A 15,949-nucleotide genomic window follows, 5' to 3' on the forward strand; every position below is an offset into this window, starting at 1 on the left:
ATGAGCGATCAATTCTATAACCCATATCATTTTATTCCGTTTGCCGGCACCGCCAAGGAAAACCCTGCCACAGATAAAGCCTATCAAGAGATTGCTAACGGAGAGGGAGAACACATTACCCATGACCGCTGGGAGAAAAACACCCTCAGCGGTGCGATTTATGTCGCACTGACCAATAAAAGTGATTTAATTGTCGGTGGGGACAGGCAAGGAGACGAGCAGAATAGATATGTTGAATTCTATCGCAGTCATCCGGCCGGACGGCTCGACAGCCCCCGGCAGCTCGGCATTCCCGGTAATAGTCTGCGCGGCATGATCGCCAGCACAGCAGAAATTATCAGTGATTCTGCGATGCGAGTGTTAGGAGATGAGTATTATTCGGTGCGGGCTGCGGCAAATATATCTACATTCTCTACTTTGGGTCTCATTGTAAAAGAAGACAATGAGCTAAAATTGAAACCATTGAATATTGGAACGCTACGAGCTTATAACCAACCAACTTTTTATCAATGTAATAAAAATGATATACCATATGATGAATGCTTTTATCAGAGAACAGATGACTGGGAGGACTTTTTAGTTAATTATGTATCAGTCTATAGAAAAGAAAACGTTCTAATCAATGGAAAAATAGTAAAAGCTGTAACACCCAGAAAAGATAATTTCTTTCAAAAAATGCAAATTCCTATTTCATGCTTCCATGGAAAAGATCCAGACCCTAAATACATTTACCTTAGAGAGAATTTGCCTTTCACTGATATAGACGAGCCACTATCTACTGAAGGTAAATCATACAAAGTAGACCAAATAACACATAACTGTTACCTTCTAAAAGGTCGCTTAGTAACACCTGAAATGTCCAAGGATGCATTTTATGGAACACCAAAAGAATTCAAAGAATTCTTAAATAAAAACAACTTAAATGGAAAATATTTTTCTCAGAACATTATGTATTGCAAAGGTGATATTACTGATCGAGAAAAACGATTAGCAAGCACCAAAGAATATGAATTCCTAATTCCATTTAATGAAAAAAAACTAAACGAAACTACTTCATTTTCAATTAAAGAAGATGCAATTAAAGAATTAGAATCGTTATTAGAGCAGCAGAAAAATTCCACCTTACTTCCCGAGAATTGGAAAAAACATAAGAAAGAGAAAGAATGGTATAAGGTAACTGAAGGCGATATTTATTATTTTAAAATTGATAGGCAGAACGCTCTAGTCACCGAACTATCCTTCTCTCAAATTTGGCGAAAAGAAGTGGCTCACACCATTAGCCAAGAAATTGATGATGAAGGAAAGGAAAAGCGTTCGTCAACTTATGAAATCATGCGGCAGGGGAATCAATCCCGTTACCTACCATGGGGTGTTTCTCCCCGGGATGGAGAGCAAGCAAAACTCACTCCCGCAGAGCAATTATTTGGTGTCATTGAAACTCAAACCAAAACTTCAGGCAACAATGAACAGAGCTCCGATAATCTCGCTTCCCGAGTACGTTTTTATGATGCCATCCCATTAAAAGATTTAAAATGCCAGACTTTCCAGCCAATCAAAAAAGAGGATCGCACATCACTAACACTATCAACACCTAATCCTCCCAGTGCTTCCATGTATATGGTGTCTGGCGATGAAACTGAGTTAAAAAAAACGGATCTATACAATCCTGCCAAGAAGTTTCAACTCAATGGTCGTAAACGTTATCTGCAACATAAAAATGCCCACGCAGAGAACCATGGTTCTCAAGATATGATCACCATGGCTGAGGCACTGTCTGTGGATTCAGAAACGCCGGATCAACCCCCGTTTGGTTTTTGTATCGAGTTCGATAATCTGACCCATGAAGAACTGGATTTACTGATCACCTCAACCGGAGCCGGCAAACACCGTACCGATCAGCATGTTTTCAATCAGCAACTCGGGATGGGCAAACCTTATGGCTTCGGTAAAGTTCAACTTGATGTGCTTGGCGTTTTTCTTAAAGACCCGCACCAACGCTATCGCAGTTTAGATTCACAGCCGGTGTACAGTCAGGTATTGAAAGATTATCAACCCACTCAAACTCAGCTCAATTATCTGACGAACTATCTGCAAAAAGTACCCAACCCAGCATTACAACAGTTGATCAACAAGCTAAACGAGGATAATAGCTTGGTTGAACAAACTTCACTCCAAATAGAAAACTCTTTCATTGACTCCACAGCCCTGAACCAAGTCATGGCATTGGCCGATGAAAACAATTTCGAGTATTCAATTCACTACCCATTAGAACAGGGGAATCAAGACGAAGCCTTTAAATGGTTTGCCAACAACGATGACAAAAACAATCGGAACTATCAGGCGTTAGGACGGTTATCTGAAGACGGAAAAATTCAGCCGTTGAATCGAAATCGTCCGGCTAAAGGAGCAAATAATAGGTAAAAACGATGACCAACCCACCCCTCAACACCATTGAGCCTATTGCTGCGCTGCTCCCGCTGCGCAGCATTTGCGTCTGTCTGCGGCTGACCGAGACAATCAACCTGACCTTTATGCATCATGTACCGCTGCATGCATGGGTGCGCAATCTGTGCGGCAGCCCGCAAGGCTTCAGCGATTTTATTGCCGTTCAGCCGCTGGAAAACGGCCACATTCATTATCAGCCCGGGGACTTTTACCGCTTTCAGATCACGGCACTGGCCAATGGCGGCGCACTATTGCAAACCCTGATCGAGCGCCTATCTGCGCTACCGGACAGTGCAGAACGATTACCGCAGGATGCCCTCTTCCACCATAATCTGACACTGCACAGTATCCATTGTTGCTTGTCCGGTCACCCGGTTGCTCATCTGCTCGACTGTACACCATATCAACTTGAACAACTGGCAGAAGCCACCGAATGGTGGCAACAACAACCGGGCTGCATTTTGCGCAGTATGGCACCGATGCGACTGAAAACCGCGGATAAAGATGCCACCGGGAAGCATCGTTACTGTCGGGATAAAGCCGATTTCACCCCACAACGACTGCTTCAGCGCCTGCAAGATACCTTTATTCAGCTCATTCAGCATCAGTCCGGTATCCGTTATAGTCGTGATGAAGCGCATTCACTGCAACTCACACCACAGCTCAGTATCTGGGTCGGCCATCAGTATGGCCGTCAGCCGTCGGCAACAAAAGCCAGCGGACGTAAAGATATGAGTGGTGCCCTGTTTCAGGCCCGATTGGGAGAACATCAAACCTTACCACGCTGGCTGATGGCGTTACTGATTCTCGGTCAGTGGATCGGGATCGGTCAGAGCCGGGCCTTCGGGCTGGGGCGTTACCGCCTGTTCACACCAGATGGCATGACAGACAGCCGCTTCAGCACCGCAGCTCATGCACTACTGCCTCAATATCTGACCGAGCCGGATCTCAGACAAGCACTGGAAGACAGCTGCGAGACCTCCGTCACCGCAGAACAACAGGCCGGACATCTGGAACAGATCCGAGCCAAAGCCGATCTGATCATCGAAGGTCGCTATCAGGCTCCGCCACTCCAACCGGTCGAGATAGACAAACCAGATGGTGGCATCCGTAAGCTTTCGATTCCGCCCTGGCAGGATCGGGTACTACAAAAAGCGGTCTGTCAGCGTTTCAGTGAAACGCTCGACCAATTGTGGAAACCGCACAGTTACGGCTATCGTCGTGGCATGTCACGCTTTCAGGCCCGCGATGAAATCAACCGCCATATTCAGGCCGGATATTGTTGGGTACTGGAAAGCGACGTCGATAGCTTCTTTGACAGTGTCGACTGGGAAAACCTTGCCACCCGGTTACAACTGCTGTTCCCTCACGAACCATTAACCGAACTGCTGATGCAATGGGTCACGGCTCCGGCTTATACCGAAAGCGGTGACACCCAACAGCGTCGGCAGGGTTTACCACAGGGAGCACCCGTCAGCCCGCTGCTGGCCAACCTGATTTTAGATGATTTCGACGGTGATATGCTGGCGCTCGATTACCGTCTGGTACGCTATGCTGATGATTTTGTGTTGCTGTTTAAAACCCGTCAGGCTGCTGAACAGGCGTTGCCTCAGGTCACCGCTTCGTTACAGGAACACGGGCTCACCATTAAAGCCAGCAAAACCCGTATTGTGGAAGCAACTCAGGGGTTTCGCTATCTCGGCTTTCTGTTTATCGATGGCTATGCCATTGAGACCGCTACGGCCTACCGGGATGAACAGCAGGCAGTTGAGGAAGCCAGCCCCGGACATATCCACCAGCTCCGCCAACAGCAACAACGCACGGCAGCAGTCATCGGTGAGCGTCAGCAGTTCGGCACCTTTCTGATCATTGCCGGTGATGTGGCTTACCTGAACTGTGAACATCAGCGTTTAAAAGTCACTCAGGAAGAAAATGACAACTATTACAGTTGGCATGAACTGGAAGGTATTCTGCTGATCGGCCCACACCACATCACAACACCAGCCTTACGGGAAGCCATGCGTCATACGATTCCCGTTCATTTTGCATCTCGTTTCGGCAGTTACGAAGGCGTCAGTTGTGCAGGAAAACCGCATCAGGGACATCAATCATGGTTACATCAAATCGCCCAGTTTCAACAGCCGGAATTTGTCCTCAGCATGACTCGGAATCTGGTACTGGCAAAAATCAGCGGCCATCTGAGTCTCATCCACAACCGTCAACCAGACTGGCCGGGGTTGGAACGTCTCAAGCGAATCAAAGCCAGAATTCACCGCTGCGAAGCAATTGATACCATTCGGGGCTATGAAGGTGAAGCCGCCAAACATTTGTGGGCGTTTTTCCGCCAGCATTTAGATCCGCAATGGCAATTTGACGGGCGCAACAAACGCCCGCCGAAAGATCCGGTGAACGCGCTGCTCTCTCTCGGCTATACGCATTTGTATCATTTAACCGATGCGCTTATCCAGAGCTGTGGTCTGTGTCCGTGGGTTGGTTTTTATCACCAAAATCACGGCGCGCACAAAACGCTGGCTTCCGATCTGATGGAGCCGTTTCGGGTGATTGTTGAACGGACTGTGCTGACACTGATTAACAAAGGGCAAATCACACCGGATGATTTCACCATCACCCCACAAGGCTGTGAAATGTCCCGTCAAACCCGTAAAACACTGCTGACGGCGCTGATGTCTGCCCTGACTCAGCCCAATCCGAAAACCAATCAACGGCTATTGGATGCGATCTTGCAACAATCCCGCGAGGTGCAGATCGCCATTAAATTGAATACCCCGTTCCACCCTTGGACACCGACATAACCAGACGAGGAGCTGCACGATGAAAGTTTATCTGGCATGTTTTGACATCGAAGATGATAAGAAACGCCGTCGGCTGAGTAACTTATTACTCAGCTATAGCGAACGGGTGCAATATTCCGTTTTTGAAATCACTCTGCGCCACGACAAAGCGCTGGACGAATTGAAAAAACGGTGTCAAAAATATGTAGAACCAACCGACAGCCTGCGTTTTTACTGGCTCCCCTATGATGCCAGAAAAGGCTCATTTGACATTCATGGTAACTCAATCGCAACTTTTCCACAGGCTGAAATTCTATAATCAAACTGCTCACGGCTCTTTAACAATTCAGTTCACAAAAACGGTTCACAATCATTGTGTTAAGCAGCGATTTCCGATAACCTGAAAATTCTACTGACATTGTCCTGACAGGTGAATCTGTGGATAACTTGAGGCCATCCAAAACCGCATTGCAAGTGATTGATTTTAAACTTTCATTACGGGGGTGAGTTTCAGTAGGTCTGGCCGTTTAGGCCGTTGAGACTTTGTTGTTGCAACAACAATTCGTCAACTTGTCGTTGTTTCAGTAGGTCTGGCCGTTTAGGCCGTTGAGACCACTTGCACAAGCAAGTATGTCGAAGTCGCTAAACGTTTCAGTAGGTCTGGCCGTTTAGGCCGTCGTGGCGGGGTTCAACTGACTGAACCCCGTGATACTGAGCAGCCATCAGATAAAACACACGGCTAAATACACCATCCATCGCAAACCCCGGCACCCGCGAACCAGAGCCCTTGCTATTTGCCACAACCTTTCGTAACTTGACCGCATCATCACACCATCACGAGACATACCGCATGAGAATCTTCTTAGACACAGAATTCACCGGCCTGACCCAACACACCGAATTACTGAGTCTGGCGCTCCTTGATGAGAACGGGCGGGAGTTTTACGCTGAATTTACCGAACGGCATGGTCAAAGCGTTGACCCATGGCTTGAAAAACATGTGATTCGCCACATGCACTGGCTGAATCACCCGGAAAGTCAGCCTGAAGTGATTATCTCAGCCGAGAAAACATGGCTGTTTGCGCCAGCGGCTAACATTGTTGCCGCGCTACGTGAATGGCTGATGGCATATGATCACATCGAAATGTGGGCCGATTGTCCGGCCTATGACTGGGTGCTGTTCTGTCAACTATTCGGTGGCTCTATGCATCTGCCGCAACCGCTTAGCTATATCGTTCATGATCTGGCAACGCTACTGACCTGTCACGATATCGACCCTCTCATCTCTCGGGCGACATTACTTCCTGCTGACCAGCATCCTCAGGGACATCAGCACAATGCAATGTATGATGCCTACCTGCTGCGGGCTTGTGTGCAGCGCTTTCGGCCACAGCAACAATTGTGACGGATATCAGATAATCCTCCCGGACCTTTTACCCAGAGTACATCGGTCAAGTTGGCTTTTCAGTGTCACGCAATTCAAATCAACCGTTGAATCATTTCGCTCACAAAAATGCTATGCAATCATTGTGTTAGCCGAAAATTTCCGATATGTTAAAAATTCTACTGACATTGTTCTGACAGGTGAATCTGTGGATAACTTGAGGCCATCCAAAACCGCATTGCAAGTGATTGATTTTAAACTTTCATTACGGGGGTGAGTTTCAGTAGGTCTGGCCGTTTAGGCCGTTGAGACCATAAGGTAATCTTTTGCTAATGACCACTCCTGTAGTTTCAGTAGGTCTGGCCGTTTAGGCCGTTGAATATACAAAATCCCCTCAATGAATACTCATTGAGGGGATTTTTGGTCAACACCGTATTAATGTAAAATGATCACTGTAATAGCTGCCAAAGGCATAATAACCACGTATGAAGCTGCTGTCTGAATGGTGGAGAAAGTAAAATCCCCAACCCCAGAAAACCCACAATAATTTGGCTGATACCTTTAGTCGTAAAACAACGAGACTTTCTTAACCCCACATAACCCTTTTTCAACAGCGAACAGGTTTTCTTCCAGCAGGTTTCCCAATGTGGGAGCAACATCCGCCATGATATCCACTCATACATGCCATAGATAAAAATACCAGTCCACAGCAGGTAGCCAAACAGCTGGTAATGCGCTGATAAGGAAGTGGAATCCATCGATGCCTTCATCCCCTCCAACATGAGCTTACCACCTTCGGAAATAAACAGTCCGACAGTTAACACTCCTGCAATGCGAGTAAAACGCAACCCGGCTTCGGTCTGCCGACTTTCATGACGAGCCAGCACAAACTGGTCCGTCGTCTCAATCTCCTGCTCGATCAACTGATACTCTTTTTTCAGTTGCAGCCCGTTCACCTGGAGGGCAAAAATCTCTTTTCCCTGAATCTGCTCGGTCAGCTTCTCAAACCAAAAGTAGTTGGTGAACTGGATAAAATCCCGTTTGATCGACTGAAATTTATCCAGATGCTGAGCATTCAGTCCACTGCCGTTTTTTTCTAATAACAGATGCGAGGCTTCACTTATCTTCCGACTATAGTGATGTAAGGACATATGATAGAACAGTGCAAATACCAGCATCCGTTCATAGTTATAAAAGACATGTTCGGGGCCGATAACATCACTGAAATAAAAACCATGACCGACGTACACATTGGAATAATCGGTATAGACATAGAGCGACCCGAAATCACCCCAACGCGTATAAGTCTGTGCTGCCAATAGCTTGTCCGTAAATTTCTGGTCATAGGCCCGAGTTTCATGGGGATCAATTGTCTGTGTTTTACTATCAACATAGGCTGCCAGCGCAAGAAAATCGCGGAGTCTCTGTTCTCCTTGCCGGTGAAGGTTCGGCTGCCCGGCTTGCGCATAACTGACATTGACGAACATCCGGTTATCAATCAAGGGATGCCGTTTTTCTCTCTGTTTATCCGTCTCAAAAAAACTGTTAAATAACGCTTCAATATCATCCGGAAGCTTGTTCTGCCCCTGCTCATAAAGCTCATGATATAGTGCAACGCGCTTACACAACGTTTTTTTATCTTTGGCATCTCGCTCACACCCACCATCATCGGCTGCAACCAGCCGGTACTGAAAATGAGCTTTATCATCTTTGATATCGTGTCCACGTAAAGCAAAACCGGGATGAATTTCGCGGATTTTCTGCGTATATTCGAGCCAGCGCCCGGCAAATGTGTTTTGAATATGAGCAAACGTTTCGTCATCGGAAAATATCAGTGATAACCACCAATGATCGTCATCGGTAAAACAACTGATGCCTTTGTTTTTGCCTTCATCTTCTTTTTTCAGTTCTGAAAAATCATTGAATACGGTAACACCCAGCAACAACACATCATTGTAAAATTTATAGAGCCGGACTTTCTTAATTTCACCACGTAACTGCCATAATGTTTCATCTGCATGAATGGCGGCATCTTTCCGCTCTATTCGTTGATTTAATGTGTCATAGTTACGGACTTTGGTTAACGCCCAATACTGCCACTGGGATACATCGTATTCCTCTAGCAATAGGGCTTTATCTGTTGGTGGATTGGCGGAGAAATTATAGATTCGTTCCCGAATCTCAGGGTCAAAGTAAAGATAGGCCGTCCGCTCGATGTCGGTCAACTCATCCACTTTTTCGTCACTTTCACGGAGAATAGACTGATAGTCTCTCAACTTCAGCGCAGAGCGTAACGTCACTTCAGATTCCGACTTCATCTCAAACGGCAAAAAGAAAGTACAGCCATAATGTCGCAGCGGGCGACCATAGAGCAGTTGCATGGTCAGCAGATGATTGACCAGTTTTTCGACAGCCGGACCATTGACGGTATCACGCTGTTTCAGTGTTGCTTTGAAATAGGTCGTGTACTTACCGCGATTCAGTGTGAAGGTGAATAAATGACGCCACTGATCATCGTGGATAATGGTATCTAACTGGGCAGACTGTTCTCTATGACAGACAAACTCGATCGTGGTGATTTGAGCGGCACTCCGGTGACCCTTTTCAATAAAATCACTGGCATGAAGATACGTGGTTAATGCGGCTTCTCCCTGAAAATACAGCACTAATTTCGGTTTAATTGACAATGGCTCGAATGAGCTTGCTTTCTTCTGATAATCTCCACCGTCATCAGTTTGACAGAAGAAGGGTTCATTCAGGAATGACATTAAGACCGGGCGGTATTTTTCCGGCGCCAGCACCAAATCAAGATCAATCAAATCCCGGATACAAATCTCCCATAACTCTTTATCCTCACCCGGTTCTGTGAGTTCTGACCATAATTCAGTCGTTCCTTCAAGATTGTTTTCCTGCTCGCGAATAGCATGGTAGCTGATTGTCAACACATCTGCTGCGTCGCCTGATCCGCTATTTTTTTGTCCGTAAGCAATGCCATTCGCAGTCAGCCCCGGCAGATAATCCCGGTGATAGATTGCCCGAGCCTGCTGTGCAGGATTCAGTGTCACACCAAACCGCTCGGCAAAGCTTTCCAGTTCCGCTTCCTGCAACTCAATCACGGTTTTCCCGGCTTGTCTGAGTTGCTGGCGGAACACCTCACCGGGCAGGTTGGCAATATAAACCGTTTCAGCCAGTTGGCTGATATCAAACTGACTGGCAGGCTGAGGATTTAAATGAGCAAATTTAGCAAAGTCTTTCCCTCCCCCCGGCCAGCCCTTTTGCCGAATCTCTTTTAACTTCGTAACTGTCTCGGCTTCAACCGGATAAAGGTTGCAATGATTCAGAGAGGCATGCCAGCCATCGAATACGCCGAAACACTGAATCGGCCATGCTTGCGTTAATGCAATATCAAATAAATCGACTCCGGTGAGTGTGTCCATCGGAGCAATCAGGGTATAGCGAGGGTTCATTAGCTATCCTTAGCAAGAGCAGAAGATTATTTTCTATCATGCAAAGAAACATCACCGGGATCCAACGGTGATATATGCAATTGTGAATTAAATCAACCAATCGCATATTCAAAATGACAAAAATAACGTTGTCCACAAGCAATCATCCTGTCACCAAGACCCCCACACCGCCTGCGCCATGCTGCTCACAAAAACGCTATACAATCATTGTATTAGCCAGAAATTCCCGATATCTTATAAATTCTACTGACATTGTTCTGACAGGTGAATCTGTGGATAACTCGAGGCCATCCAAAACCGCATTGCAAGTGATTGATTTTAAACTTTCATTACGGGGGTGGGTTTCAGTAGGTCTGGCCGTTTAGGCCGTTGAGACGGCTAACTCTTCAGATGTATCACGAACTAGATCAGTTTCAGTAGGTCTGGCCGTTTAGGCCGTTGAGACTTACTTTTACTCCCTACACCATTAGGCCAAAGCTTCGTTTCAGTAGGTCTGGCCGTTTAGGCCGTTGAGACCTTACTTCTTCAATTGGGGTTCGTGCATCTTTGTTTCAGTAGGTTAGGCCGTTGAGACGGTAAACCTGCTAGATTTTTAGATAACAAAGCTTCCTGTTTCAGTAGGTCTGGCCGTTTAGGCTCGCATGAAAAATTTGGCAACCGCTTCTCCGTCCGGTTGTTTCACCCAATTCAAATCAACCACCCAACCAAGAAAACCATTCAAGGATGAATGGTTAGGCTTTTCCGGGCAGGACGCCCGTAAAAGCTGGTTCTGGACACCGTGCGACCAAGTCAAACAAAAAAGATTTTCTGGTTCGTCTTTCATCTCTGAAAGATGAACTGGCGCACAGAGCACCGCAGTTTCTGAAATTGAGAAACCTGATTGTGCGTCAAATTTCGGGGCCGAAGGCTGGGGAGATGAATATTGTGTCGCTGTTGTTTGGTGCGCAATGAGTTTATTAATTTCTGCGGCATCTGATGCACGCGCCCCAGATACTTTTGGCGTTCCAAAAGTACCCAAAAGAACGGTTTAGTTCGTGGGCGCTGGCCGGGTCGGATTGATTCGCATCCTGCTCAAGCAATCCTGAAAAATCGTCCATGATTTTTCACCCTGAGATCATCGATCAATTTGGCTTTAAAAATATTTCCCCCAACTCAAATCAACCACCCAACTAAGAAAACCATTCAAGGAAGAATGGTTAGGCTTTTCCGGGCAGGACGCCCGTAAAAGCTGGTTCTGGACACCGTGCGACCAAGTCAAACAAAAAAGATTTTCTGGTTCGTCTTTCATCTCTGAAAGATGAACTGGCGCACAGAGCACCGCAGTTTCTGAAATTGAGGAATCTGGTTGTGCGTCAAATTTCGGAGCCGGAGGCTGGAAAAATCAAAGTAAAGATACAGCCCTCAGGGGTGCTCAGCCCCGATCCTCCCCCGACAAACCTGTTCGGTTAATCCCTGTAACCGCTGCACCTCTGCCACCAAATAATTCAACTCTTCTTCGGTGATTTCGTAATGGGCGGAATAGCGCGCATCAATATAGGCTCGTTGCAGGCGGCGAAAACTGCGGCGGTGGAACTTATTGTCCATCGGGAAAATATCAGCAAAAGCCGGATCTATCTGTGCACACAAGTTGCCGAGCTTCTCGATATTGTGGGATTTCGGCAGGTAGTTAGTACAAGTCAGCAATGTACAGGCCAAAAGACGCTCTGTTGCCTGATGAAGATCGAAAGAAGCTTCACTCAAAGTCAGCTCCTTTAAGGAAAAATAGAATTTCTTCAGTGAATGGGAAGCACTGCTGAACCACTGCTCATAATGCTTGCGGGCAATTTCCCGTTTTTCTTCCTCACTCAGATCACCCGGCTCCGCCAGTGGTTTCGGCGTGGCGGCAAACAGTTCAATACCCTCTTCGCGGATATCCTTAAAAAAATAGTGACCCTGTTGCAAGCGCCCATTCACTTCGTTCAAATCGTGGACAATCAACCCCAGCGGTGCGGATTTCACTTTGCGATCAATCTGCTCTTCGGCCCGCTGCCAGACCACATAATCCTCGACCAAAGCCGCTTTATTGACGATCACCAGAATATCGTAATCACTGATATAGCCGTTAACCGGATCCTTGACCCAACGCCCTTTGGCATGGCTGCCAAACAAGATGATTTTCAGAATGCGAAACTCACTTTTACTGCCCGTTTTGCCTTGCAAGTAATCGTCTAACGTGTCACGCAGAATGGTTGAGATGTCCGCCAGCTCACGCTGTTTATATTCGGGCAGATGGTCGAGGGATGTTTTCATAATCGCAGCATTGAGGCTCGTTGTGGATGAATAGCGCTAGCATAAAAGAAGCTCTCAGCAAAAAACACCGTTTATCATGGTTTTAGCACGGCTCAAAGGTAAAATGCGACGCGGTTCTTTTTTATTCTTCGCCTCTATGATTCTCTCCGCTTCCAGCTTCGAGGCATGACACAAAGAATGAACAGCCTCCGCAAGCTGACTAGGTCTAGAAATCCAATTGAACAGAGACCGCTTGAGAGTTGTCAGAACCACTGTTTTTTTCAATTGTCAGGGCATTAAAAAAATCATCAGCATGATCAAATAATTTAAACCTTGTCATATCAATACCATTCGTGAACAAATAAATGGCATTGTCATCCGTTGATACACAAATATGATTACTTCCAGAACTACCACCAATTGAGTAAAGGTCACTCTCTGCTTCTAAATTTTTCAAACTTTGGTTGGCTTTCTCGATGTTAAAAGGACTATCTTCTATTCCCCACAGAACCTCTAATGACAGATCTCCATTCCTGCCTTCTAAACTCGTTTTGTACTGCGGTTTAAAAATCACATTTTCAGAAAAAAGAACTGATCTCTTGTAGTGGCGAACAATATGACTCGCACTAGATGGCATAGGTGGAAGCGCGGTATTTACCTCTTCAATAGCTAGTATCACATTGAGTTCTTGAAGTTTTTTCTCTATGTTGATCATTTGTTATGTGACCTCATGTCTGATGCTGAACCAATATGTGGAATATTACTATGTAAGTCCGTCGGAATAAGCTGTATTTCAGTTAAAGTATGATGATGAGGTGTTAATCCTTTATCTCTCAAAAGGTTTTTTGCTGCATGACTACTGGAAAGATTTTTAGCGTTTGCTATTTCATCATAAACTCTAGTGAAATCGTCTTTCGTCCCGTCTAACACGCCATTTTCAAAGATAAGACGACCTTTTGACCATTTATCAAAAATCGGTCTCCCATTTTTAAAGGGGATTGCCTCACCGTTGGTTACTCTGTTAACTACATCTAAATCAGACTGCCATAGCCCATTACCGGGCACACCTTGAATCCACCGTCCATTCGTTCGTGGTAATCGCGTTTTAGGTGTCAAATTATACACCACATACAACGGTGGTAATCCAGTCTCTGCCGGAAAGGTCAAAATATAGTCTTGCAGAACCGCATCAGCAATTGGGGTAATATAGGTATTATCAAATTCTTGGCCTTGCTCCGCTTCTGGATGGATCCAGATATCGTACTTTTCCATCTCCGGAATGGGATTAACTAAGATTGGTTTACCGCCAAAATCGCCACTGATCGGCACCCATTCAATGGTGACATCCGGCTCTAACTCGACGACAAACCGCTCACCGACCCGTTTGACCTCACGCTTAGGGATATTCGTCCCATTGACGTGATAGCCATAAATTTGCCCTGCCGCATTGAACCCTAAGCGTATATTGGTTTCAACCATATCTCTATTGCGAATATCGGCTGCACTGTAGAGCGTACTGTCCGCTAATTTGTTAGGCACAAATACCGCTAGAATGCCAGCTTGCCCGACGATTTTCATCGCCATTCCCGGCAACTCTGCCAATGCCGTACCACCAATACGCGTTAAAAAAACTTCTTCAGAAGCAGCACTAATCCCCTGCCCGACAGCAAGTGTATAAGCCGCATAATCCCCCAGCGCAGAAAGCGGCTCTCTTCGTGTACCGATGTCACACGTACCACTCGGCACCAGAGCAGATTTGGCAAAACGGGAAGGACTGACGGGCGGCTTATTAAAAGCATCCTGCCATGCGGATGAAGGCAATGGGATTTTATCCAGCGCCTGTAATCGCTCCTGACGCTGGCGGAGCAACCGCTGTTGTAAACTCAGCTTCACAGGTTCACGTTCAACATAAGGCTCGGTATACACAGAAGCATTCACATTGCCGGGATAAGTCGAACCAATACCATGATTGACCAGTTCAACTCTGGCGGTATAAGCCTTGTTAGCCAGCCCGTCGAGCTGAGGCTCAATATCGGGATTGACTCGCCAGTATTGATTGCCCCACTCATCCCGATCTCGAATCAGCAAAGGAATCGATGGCACATCAGTCAGCAATACCTGATGACCGCTACGCAGCTGTTCAAGAAAATCGGCAAAGCGCATTCCGGCAGGGATAACGGATTTCACATCTGACTCACGTAAGGCGGCAAAATCCCCTTCAACTTGAGCAAACTCATAACGCATCAGGTTGTGTATTTGAATGGTTTGATAGTTCATTGACGTTGTTGGCTGAGCCGTGATTGTTTTTATTGGTGAATGCTGGTTGATGCTCGTTTATTGATAGAAACATTCTCATATAAGCCAACAATTATATTCAAACGAATTTATAAAGCATACTCAAATTTAAGGGAAAGGTGATTTTTGGAATGGGGGCAACAGGGAGTCTCGCTTGAGGTGATTAAATTGTATTTTAGTATGTGAAATGGTAGTGCTGTGGTTTGGGACGCAGTTACGTTTCTCTGTTTCATTAGCATCTTCGACTGCGCCCCAGAGACTTTTGCCCAGCAGCAAAAGTCCCCAAAAGTGCCTTGAGTTTGAGTTCAGCGCACATAATCAGGGTCGGATTGATTCGCATCCTGCTCAGGCAATCCTGAAAAATCGTCCATGATTTTTCCCCCTGAGTTCAGTGATCAAATTGACTTTTTAAGAATGTTTCACCGCACGCAAATCAACCACCCAACCAAGAAAATCATTCATGGAAGAATGATTAAGCTTTTCCGGGCAGGACGCCCGTAAAAGCTGGTTCTGGACAACGTGCGACGCCGCCAAACAAAAAAGATTTTCTGGTTCGTCTTTAACCCTTGTTCCCACGGTCCTCCGTGGGAATACATACCGAACCAAAAATCACCATGATTGGCAGATATCAATTCGTCCTGTTTCGCCTTCATAATGACGAGCACTGAAATAACGCCAGTGAGTCACTTTATCAACATAGCGTTTTGGTGAATCGATTCAACCTTCTGATGCATCATTCCATCACTTTGTATTCATTCAGGGTGTACGCCTTCCTGCCAAAACTGATCGCTTATTGCGGATGATGCACTGGATGATAACCGGGGTGGTACAAGCGTTGAACTTTGCTTGCCACTTCTAAGCCAGGTATGCATTCCCACGCGGAGCGTGGGAACGAGGTGCAAAGAAACATCACCGGGATCCAACGGTGATATATGCAATTGTGAATTAAATCAACCAATCGCATATTCAAAATGACAAAAATAACGTTGTCCACAAGCAATCATCCTGTCACCAAGCCCCCCACACCGCCTGCGCCATGCTGCTCACAAAAACGCTATACAATCATTGTATTAGCCAGAAATTCCCGATATCTTATAAATTCTACTGACATTGTTCTGACAGGTGAATCTGTGGATAACTCGAGGCCATCCAAAACCGCATTGCAAGTGATTGATTTTAAACTTTCATTACGGGGGTGAGTTTCAGTAGGTCTGGCCGTTTAGGCCGTTGAGACAATGTAGGACATTATGAGCCATACAATCAACACTGTTTCAGTAGGTCTGGCCGTTTAGGCCGTT

The 15,949-nt window shown here is 46.1% G+C and carries 10 protein-coding genes and 1 CRISPR repeat array (1 of these 11 running past the window's edge); of the genes, 4 read left to right on the forward strand and 6 right to left on the reverse strand.

Features of this window, described 5'->3' with window-relative positions:
- The 3 genes from MKS89_RS20460 to cas2 are packed head-to-tail and all read left to right on the forward strand — an operon-like array spanning position 1 to position 5,556.
- On the forward strand, positions 1-2,421 hold the full coding sequence (locus MKS89_RS20460; RefSeq protein WP_072955144.1) for a TIGR03986 family type III CRISPR-associated RAMP protein: 2,421 nt from the start codon (positions 1-3) through the stop codon (positions 2,419-2,421).
- Positions 2,422-2,426: 5 nt separating this feature from the next.
- A complete protein-coding gene (gene cas1 / locus MKS89_RS20465; protein WP_072955141.1) occupies positions 2,427-5,258 on the forward strand; it encodes a CRISPR-associated endonuclease Cas1 in 2,832 nt (943 codons plus the stop codon).
- A 19-nt stretch (positions 5,259-5,277) separates the two neighbouring features.
- Positions 5,278-5,556 carry a CRISPR-associated endonuclease Cas2 gene (gene cas2, locus MKS89_RS20470; protein ID WP_072955139.1) on the forward strand — a complete coding sequence of 93 codons (279 nt, stop codon included), beginning with the start codon at positions 5,278-5,280 and terminating at the stop codon, positions 5,554-5,556.
- Positions 5,557-5,888: 332 nt separating this feature from the next.
- On the opposite strand, the gene MKS89_RS20475 is transcribed toward cas2, so the two are convergent.
- Complete coding sequence (locus MKS89_RS20475; protein ID WP_159439550.1) at positions 5,889-6,038, reverse strand: hypothetical protein; 150 nt, start codon at positions 6,036-6,038, stop codon at positions 5,889-5,891.
- Positions 6,039-6,087: 49 nt separating this feature from the next.
- On the opposite strand from MKS89_RS20475, the gene MKS89_RS20480 reads away from it, so the two are divergent.
- The gene (locus MKS89_RS20480; protein WP_072955136.1) at positions 6,088-6,642 is read left to right on the forward strand and encodes a 3'-5' exoribonuclease domain-containing protein; all 555 of its coding nucleotides are present in this window, start codon (positions 6,088-6,090) and stop codon (positions 6,640-6,642) included.
- A 428-nt stretch (positions 6,643-7,070) separates the two neighbouring features.
- Here MKS89_RS20480 and MKS89_RS20485 read toward each other — a convergent pair whose 3' ends face one another.
- From MKS89_RS20485 to MKS89_RS20500, 5 genes are all read right to left on the reverse strand, one after another.
- A complete protein-coding gene (locus MKS89_RS20485) occupies positions 7,071-10,088 on the reverse strand; it encodes a hypothetical protein (protein ID WP_072955133.1) in 3,018 nt (1,005 codons plus the stop codon).
- Between the two features lie 631 nt (positions 10,089-10,719).
- On the reverse strand, positions 10,720-11,106 hold the full coding sequence (locus MKS89_RS21055; RefSeq protein WP_423229167.1) for a hypothetical protein: 387 nt from the start codon (positions 11,104-11,106) through the stop codon (positions 10,720-10,722).
- A gap of 383 nt (positions 11,107-11,489) precedes the next feature.
- Positions 11,490-12,377: a HEPN domain-containing protein gene (locus MKS89_RS20490; protein WP_072955127.1), complete on the reverse strand. Its 888-nt coding sequence runs from the start codon at positions 12,375-12,377 to the stop codon at positions 11,490-11,492.
- A gap of 205 nt (positions 12,378-12,582) precedes the next feature.
- Positions 12,583-13,071 (reverse strand): hypothetical protein, encoded by a 489-nt coding sequence (locus MKS89_RS20495; protein WP_072955125.1) that lies wholly within the window; start codon positions 13,069-13,071, stop codon positions 12,583-12,585.
- Entirely contained in the window at positions 13,068-14,633 is a 1,566-nt protein-coding gene (locus MKS89_RS20500; protein ID WP_077316156.1) for an S-type pyocin domain-containing protein, read from the reverse strand. The genes MKS89_RS20495 and MKS89_RS20500 overlap by 4 nt, the downstream gene beginning before the upstream one ends.
- A gap of 1,217 nt (positions 14,634-15,850) precedes the next feature.
- A CRISPR array of direct repeats spans positions 15,851-15,949; the repeat unit is 35 nt; unit sequence GTTTCAGTAGGTCTGGCCGTTTAGGCCGTTGAGAC; it runs 214 nt beyond the window's last position.

This window comes from Vibrio gazogenes, assembly GCF_023920225.1.
Classification (GTDB): Bacteria; Pseudomonadota; Gammaproteobacteria; order Enterobacterales; family Vibrionaceae; genus Vibrio; species Vibrio gazogenes.